The sequence below is a fragment of the Clostridium sp. AF34-10BH genome (assembly GCF_003478095.1).
In the GTDB taxonomy this organism is placed as follows: Bacteria; Bacillota; Clostridia; order Lachnospirales; family Lachnospiraceae; genus Acetatifactor; species Acetatifactor acetigignens.
The window spans coordinates 1-8,201 of record NZ_QUEC01000057.1 but is presented as its reverse complement, the minus strand read 5'-3'; the positions used below and the strand labels follow the sequence as shown (position 1 = coordinate 8,201).

At 48.6% G+C, this 8,201-nt stretch carries 4 protein-coding genes and 1 pseudogene; 2 read left to right on the top strand and 3 right to left on the bottom strand.

Translation table 11 applies throughout. From position 1 onward, the window contains the following. Window positions 1–132: 132 nt before the first annotated feature. The 3 genes and pseudogenes from DWZ61_RS19170 to DWZ61_RS19155 all read right to left on the bottom strand — a co-directional run bounded on the left by DWZ61_RS19170 (window position 133) and on the right by DWZ61_RS19155 (window position 4,356). Entirely contained in the window at window positions 133–537 is a 405-nt protein-coding gene (locus DWZ61_RS19170) for an amino acid-binding protein (RefSeq protein ID WP_118540091.1), read from the bottom strand. Between the two features lie 286 nt (window positions 538–823). Further along, window positions 824–3,001, bottom strand: coding sequence for an ATP-dependent zinc metalloprotease FtsH (ftsH, locus tag DWZ61_RS19160; protein WP_227063979.1), 2,178 nt, complete (start codon window positions 2,999–3,001; stop codon window positions 824–826). Between the two features lie 404 nt (window positions 3,002–3,405). Next, a pseudogene (locus tag DWZ61_RS19155) lies at window positions 3,406–4,356 on the bottom strand (hypothetical protein). A 453-nt stretch (window positions 4,357–4,809) separates the two neighbouring features. Between DWZ61_RS19155 and DWZ61_RS19150 the strand changes: the two are divergent. After that, the gene (locus tag DWZ61_RS19150; protein WP_118503207.1) at window positions 4,810–6,294 is read left to right on the top strand and encodes a DUF1846 domain-containing protein; all 1,485 of its coding nucleotides are present in this window, start codon (window positions 4,810–4,812) and stop codon (window positions 6,292–6,294) included. 211 nt (window positions 6,295–6,505) lie between these two features. Beyond that, window positions 6,506–8,116 carry a CTP synthase gene (locus DWZ61_RS19145; RefSeq protein WP_118540089.1) on the top strand — a complete coding sequence of 537 codons (1,611 nt, stop codon included), beginning with the start codon at window positions 6,506–6,508 and terminating at the stop codon, window positions 8,114–8,116. The last annotated feature ends 85 nt before the right edge of the window (window positions 8,117–8,201 follow it).

The window sequence follows — 8,201 nt, the reverse complement described above, 5'->3', positions numbered from 1 at the left end:
CGCTTATGTACCGCTACGCTCTGCGACAGGAGCGCATCGTACTAAAGTACGAGTGTGCCGCGTTTCTTATACCCTGCCAAGGGCTACGGGGATATTTCGCTAAATCTCAATTTTTAACAAAAGGCTCTGGTGCTATACCATCTTGAATCCCTTTGCTCTCAGGCAGATTTCCACTTCCTCAGGATCTGCGGTGTGCAGGATCATGACAGGTGTGGAAGAATCACGGTTGAAGGATAGGTAGGTATAGTCCACATTGACATTGCTGTCTAAGAGAGCTGTCAGCAGGGTATTCAGTGCACCAGGCTTATCCTCGATCTCCACAGCCAGAACATCCACAAAACGGCAGAGATAACCTTTCTCTGTCAGAACCTCTTTTGCCTTATCGGGATCGGATACCACCATGCGGTTGATGCCGTACTCCGCGCCGTCGTTGGTAACGGAACCCCAGATATTGATGCCTGCTTCATACAGCGCATTGGTCATAGCCTGCAGGGCTCCTTTTTTATTTTCAGCGTAAATGGATAGCTGTTTTAACATTCTGATATTACCTCCTCATTGCGATCTGACTGCCTGTGCAGTCTGTCCGGGAATCTCCCGACACTTTATTATGATAAAGCATTATTACAAAATAATCAACCCGGAGTTCGCATTTGAACATAAAAATTAAAGTAACTATTCTGAACCCCATTTGCAAAACCGCCTCTGCGAGGTTTTTTAAAAATTGTGATAATATCGCACCTTTTAAAAGAGCATCAGTCATTTGACTAATGCTCTTTGCTAATTACTCTATTTTATAGGTGTCGGGTTCAAAAGTTCTCGACATCTATAATGTTCCATGGGAGAACAGTCCTACCGGTCCCTGAGGAGGATCCTTAGGATCCTTCGACTCCTCGGCAGCATCGCTTTTCTGCTCTGTGGATTCCTGTTCATGCTTCTCCTGTGCGGAAGTCTCTTCTTTTGCGGATTCTGCAGGCTGCTTTGCGGTATCCTGCGCCGGTGCAGTCTGCTCCTTTGCTTCCTGCAGGCTGTCTTCGAAAGTCAGGGGTTGGAAAGTTGAATCGGTGGAAGTCATGACCTGTTCCCCAATGGTCACATCCACGCTGTTGCCCTTTACTGCACTGCCCGCAGCATTTGTTTCTGTCACATCTTTCTTCTCTTCCTCTGGGTCAGGCAGTCCCTTCTCTCTGCGAAAGATCTCCATGAATTCCTTACCGGTGATGGTCTCACGCTCGATCAGGAACGCTGCCAGCTTATCCATCAGTTCTCTGTTCTCGCGAAGCATCTGCAATGCCTGATCGTAGCTCTCCTTGATCATGGCAACGACTTCTTCGTCAATGGCTGCTGCCGTTTCATCACTACAGTTCAGCGCGGTTCTTCCCTCCAGATATTGGCTCTCTACGGTAGCCAGACCCACAAGACCGAAACGTTTGCTCATACCGTAGCGGGTGATCATGTTGCGGGCAATGGATGTAGCCTTCTCAATATCATTGGCTGCACCGGTGGTCACAGTGTCGAATACTACTTCCTCAGCGGCACGTCCACCCACCAGACCTACCAGCATATCCCGAAGTTCTGCCTCGGTATTGAGATATTTTTCCTCCTCCGGCACCTGCATCACATAGCCCAACGCACCCATGGTACGGGGGACAATGGTAATTTTCTGTACCGGCTCGGAGTTTTTCTGTAAAGCGCTGATCAGTGCATGTCCCACTTCATGATAGGATACGATGCGACGTTCTTCTTTGCTCATGATGCGGTCTTTCTTTTCCTTACCTACCAGCACCTGTTCCACAGCTGCGAACAGATCCTTCTGGCTTACAAATTCTCTGCCTTCCTTGACAGCATTGATAGCTGCCTCGTTGATCATATTGGCCAGATCGGAACCGACCGCTCCGCTGGTAGCCAGTGCAATCGCATCCAGATCTACGGTCTCGTCCATCTTCACATCCTTGGAATGTACTTTCAGGATTTCCACACGGCCCTTGAGATCCGGCTTGTCTACGATGATACGGCGGTCAAAACGTCCGGGACGTAAGAGCGCCTTGTCCAGGATCTCCGGACGATTCGTTGCCCCCAGGATCAGGATACCTTTGGAACTGTCGAAACCATCCATTTCGGATAATAACTGATTCAGCGTCTGCTCTCTCTCTTCATTGCCTCCACCGTACTTGGAATCACGGCTTCGTCCGATGGCATCGATCTCATCAATAAATACGATACAGGGCGCGTTCTTGGTCGCTTCCTTGAACAGGTCACGAACACGGCTGGCGCCCACACCTACATACAGCTCAATAAAATCAGAACCCGTCAGAGAGAAGAACGGTACATGTGCTTCTCCTGCCACTGCCTTGGCCAGCAAAGTCTTACCGGTTCCGGGAGGGCCCACCAGCAATGCTCCCTTGGGCAGTTTTGCACCGATCTTGGAATATTTCTGTGGATTATGCAGGAAGTCCACGACTTCCACCAGAGATTCCTTTGCTTCGTCTTCACCGGCCACATCCTTGAATGTAACGCCGGTCTCCTTCTGTACATATACCTTGGCATTGCTCTTGCCCACGCCCATGGGTCCGCCGCTTCCGCCCATTCTGCGGAACAGAAAACCTGCCACGATCCAGATCAGTACCACCGGCAATACCACGGTTACCAGAATCTCCATCAGGAAATTGGAAGTATTGCTGGTCACGCGATTCCCCTGTACATCATGCTCCTGCAATCTGGCTGTCAGGGTATCCAGATCCTCCATCAGCATTGTATAATATACAGTCTGGGACTGTGTCACCTTCTGGGTAATTCCATAGAAGCTGACATAACTGCCCGGTGCCGGGGTGGCTGCAGCTTCCTGCTTCAGCTGTACCGTCACCATGCCGCTTTCCTTATTTACCTCCACCGCAGCAACCTTATCCGCTTCCAGATCCTTCAGGAAATCGGTATAAGATACTTCCGTTCCGGTATTGGTGCCGAAGAACGCATTATACAGCATCAGTACAACGATCACTGTCATCAGTCCTGACAGGATCAGCATCAGGATGCTGGGGCGCTTCGGTGAACCATTGCCGTTGCCTCCGTTACTGTTATTGCCGTTCCCGCCATTGTTACCGCTGCCGGGAGCTCCGTTGCCATTGCCTCCGTTGCCGGGGCCATAGCCGTTATTATATGACTCAATTAATTTTCTCATGTCATCTCCATTTTCTATTTTATACGCTATTGCACTTCCGTTATTTCAACTGCACAGTTGAAATCTGAGCAATCATATCTATTATAGAGATAACCTGTGGATAAATCAATAGCTCAAATATGAAAAAACTCTGAACTATTCCCGGAAATAACGAATATCCGGAAACCATGTTTTTCTACAGTTTCCGGGCATTCGCCAGCAACAAACAACTCACAACAACCAATTATATACTAACACCCTTCAAACATAACGTTGATCTCCGACTGATACAAAGTCCAGGTATTGATCGGGGTATTCATACCTTCGTTGGGTGTCTGAATCTGCAGTGCAGCGTATTTCTGTTTCCAGTAGGCTGCCAGATCGGTGTAGACTGCGTCCACTCTTTTCAGATCGCTGTATTTTACCAGGATCCGTCTGCCCTCTTCACGATTGCCCTCGCCCAGCATAATCACAAAACGGGCTTCTTCGCCGGACTGTAATTTGAAGTTCTTCTGCAAGCTGCCGCAGTGATTGCCACCAAGTTCTGTGGAACCTTCCAGAGTTCCTCTCTCCAGGCCTGCCGGATGATCTTCGGTACCATAAACTCCCAGGAATTTCTCTCTGACGCAGTCATAGCCGTCCGGTGTGAAGTTGGCGGTAAGATACTGATACCCTTTTTCTTCGTAGAACAAGTCCTCCTCAATGATGCCGTCTTCATAGGAAGAACCGGCACAATACAGACTCATCTGAAAATTCTGGTTGTCTATCATAATGTGATGGAACGAAAATTCCATGTAAGGAAATAAGGAAAGATTTCTGACTGCATCGGTGGTATTTTTCACCTTTACATCTTACAACAGTACATTTTCCCCGCGGGGAATAACCATGGTCTGTGAGGATGCCAGTCCGTCATATTCGCTCTCGTAGACGGTGTAAGGCAGTCCGTGGCGGCAACGGTATTTTGCCTTGGATAAATCCTTGGCTACCGGCTGCCAGGAGATGGAATGGTAATCCTTCTTTTCATTATCCCTGATATATACATAGAATCCCGGGCGGTCCATGGGTACCGCATTCCCACGGAACCGGATGATCCTGTGATACTCCGGTGTTTTGTAAAACAGATAACCTCCCGCCGTATGGTTGATGACCGCCGCCATGTCCTCGACACCCAGATAGTTCGTCCAGGAACAGGGCAGAGCCACGTTGTCGATGACGTATTCTCTTTTTTCATTATCGAAATAGCCGTATTGCAAAACGCGTCCCTCCCGTATATAGTTTTTTGCTTTTTCAGAACTTTTTTGTTCTGTATTTATTGTAATTTCATGTAACTATTCAGAGCCATGCAAAACTGCGTTCTGCGAATGCTTGCATTCAGGCAGATAAGCAATTTTATATGGCGAAGTAACCACATGAGCAAAAGGAAGCTACGAAGTAGCGGTTTTGCGAATGGGGTTCTGAATAGTTACAATTTCATTATAGAAAAGGATCTCTTTGTTGAAAATTGCTCATTATGTGATTATTTGCTTAAAATTGTTAGATATAATAATGATTTCCAAAAAAAATTTTACTTTCCAGTAGATTTTTGGGAAACACTAAACTATAATAGAACATCATGGGATTTTAGTTGCAAAGATTCGCAGAGAAAGGTGTCAGCAATGTACAAGATAGGTTTTGACAATGACAAATACCTCAGCATGCAGTCTGAGAAGATCAAGGAGCGTATCGCAAAATTCGGCGGTAAGCTGTATCTGGAGTTCGGCGGCAAGCTGTTCGACGATTATCATGCATCCCGCGTATTGCCCGGTTTCCATCCGGACAGTAAAATCAACATGCTGGCACAGCTGAAGGACGAGGCTGAGATCGTCATCGTCATCAATGCAGCAGACATTGAGAAAAACAAGGTTCGTTCCGACTTAGGCATCACCTATGATCTGGACGTGTTACGTCTGATCGATGCGTTCCGCGGCTACGGTCTGTATGTAGGCAGTGTGTGTCTGACCCGCTTTGCCGGACAGCCCAGTGCCATTGCTTATCAGAAAAAACTGGAGTCCCTGGGAATGAAGGTGTATCGTCATTATTCCATTCCCGGATATCCTTCCAATATTCCGTTCATCGTAAGTGATGAAGGTTACGGTAAGAACGATTATATTGAAACCACCCGTTCTCTGGTGGTGGTGACTGCTCCCGGACCCGGAAGCGGCAAGATGGCTACCTGTCTCTCCCAGCTATATCATGAATACAAGAGAGGCATCAAGGCCGGTTATGCCAAATATGAGACCTTTCCAATCTGGAATATTCCGTTAAAGCATCCGGTAAACCTGGCTTATGAAGCCGCTACCGCAGACTTGAACGATGTCAATATGATCGATCCCTTCCACCTGGAAGCTTATGGTGAGACCACGATCAATTACAATCGTGACGTGGAGATTTTCCCCGTAGTCAGCGCTATGTTTGAGAAGATCATGGGCAGCTGCCCTTACAAGTCTCCTACTGACATGGGTGTCAATATGGCAGGCTTCGGTATTGTTGATGACGAAGCTGTCCGCGACGCCGCCAAACAGGAAATCATCCGCCGCTACTACCACACTCTGTGCCAGAAGCGCCAGGGTACCGCCAGTGACGACCAGATCTTAAAGCTTGAGCTTCTGATGAAGCAGGCAGGTGTCACCATCGACGATCGTGCAGTAGTCAGCGCAGCCAATATTAAAGCAGAGACCACCGGGGAACCGGCAGCTGCGATCCAGCTTCCGGACGGCAGAGTCCTCACCGGACGGACCAGTACTCTGCTGGGTGCTTCTTCCGCATTATTATTAAATGCCCTGAAAGCTCTGGCAGGCATTCCGGACGAAGTACAGCTGATCTCACCTACCGCCATCGGTCCCATCCAGGATCTGAAGACGAACTATCTGGGGAACCGCAATCCCAGACTTCATACAGATGAGACGCTGATCGCCCTTTCCATCTGTGCAGCTTCGGATGATACCGCGAAGGCTGCTGTGGAGCAGTTGAAGAACCTGAAAGGTTCCGAAGTGCACTCCAGCGTGATCCTGTCCCAGATTGACATGAATACCTTCCGCAAATTAGGTGTGAATCTGACATGCGAACCTCATTATCAGAACCAGAAGCTGTATCACAACTAAACATTTTGTCATTCTACTATAAATTATGGCAGTTATTGAGCGAAGGCGCTCCCCAAGGGGAGTTCTTCGCTCTTTTTATATGCACAACTATTAAAAAAGCGAAGTAACCACCATGAGCAAATCACATTCAGACATGTGATTCAGAAAAGCTATGAAAGAGCGGTTTTGCGATGTGGCTGAATAGTTACTATATCAAAAGGAGGAGAACATTATGGCAGTAAAGTATGTGTTTGTGACCGGAGGAGTCGTATCCGGCCTCGGAAAAGGAATTACCGCAGCTTCCCTGGGAAGACTGTTAAAGGCAAGAGGTTATAAGGTAACCATGCAGAAATTCGATCCTTATATCAATATTGATCCCGGCACCATGAACCCGATCCAGCATGGCGAGGTATTCGTCACAGAAGATGGTACAGAGACCGATCTGGATCTGGGACATTATGAGCGTTTCATCGATGAGAACCTGGATAAGAATTCCAATGTCACCACCGGTAAAGTATACTGGTCCGTATTACAGAAGGAGCGCCGCGGCGACTATGGCGGAGGTACGGTACAGGTCATCCCTCATATCACCAATGAGATCAAGAGCCGTTTCTACCGCAATTTTACGGATGATGAGACCCGTATCGCCATCATCGAGGTCGGCGGTACCGTAGGTGATATCGAGAGTCAGCCTTTTCTGGAGTCCATTCGTCAGTTCCAGCATGAAGTCGGCCATGACAATGCGATTCTGATCCATGTAACGCTGATTCCTTATCTGAGCGCTTCTCAGGAACTGAAGACCAAGCCCACCCAGGCCAGTGTTAAGGATTTGCAGGGCATGGGCATCCAGCCGGATATCATCGTATGCCGGAGCGAGCATCCTCTGGACCAGTCCATCAAGGACAAGATTGCGTTGTTCTGTAACGTACCTGAGAGCCATGTATTGCAGAATCTGGATGTGGAATATCTGTATGAGGCTCCGCTGGCAATGGAGAAAGAGCATCTGGCACAGGTGGCCTGCGAATGTCTGCATCTGGATTGTCCGGAACCGGATCTGACAGACTGGAAGAAGATGGTGGAGGATCTGCGTCATCCCACCGATGAAGTGCAGATCGCTCTGGTCGGAAAATATGTCTCTCTGCATGATGCCTATATCAGTGTCGTAGAGGCTTTGAAACATGGCGGTATCACCAATCATGCGACCGTACACATCAAATGGATCGACTCCGAGACGGTAACGTCTGAAAATGTGGAAGAACTGTTAGGTGACTGCAACGGTGTCCTGGTACCCGGCGGCTTCGGTTCCCGGGGTATCGAAGGCAAGATCCTGGCGATCCAGTATGCAAGAACCCATGGGATTCCCTTCCTGGGACTGTGTCTGGGAATGCAGCTGACAATCGTGGAATATGCAAGAAATGTCATCGGGTATACGGATGCCCACAGTGTGGAACTGGATCCTAACACCACACATCCTGTGATCGCTCTGATGCCGGACCAGAACGGTGTTGAGGATATCGGCGGTACCTTAAGACTGGGTGCATACCCTTGTGTACTGGATAAGGATTCCCGTGCTTATCAGCTCTACGGACAGGAGAATATCTCCGAGAGACATCGTCATCGTTATGAGGTCAACAACGATTATCGTGCCGTCCTCACCGAACACGGTCTTCGTCTGTCCGGTCTGTCCCCTGACGGACGTATCGTGGAAATGTGCGAGCTTACCGAGCACCCCTTCTTCGTAGCCACCCAGGGACACCCCGAGCTCAAGTCCAGACCCAACAGACCCCATCCGTTATTTAAGGGATTCGTGGAAGCGGCTTTGGAGAATAAGCACCGGAAGTAAATTGAAATTTAGCGAAATATCCCCGTAGCCCTTGGCAGGGTATAAGAAACGCGGCACGCTCGTACTTTAGTACGATGCGCTCCTG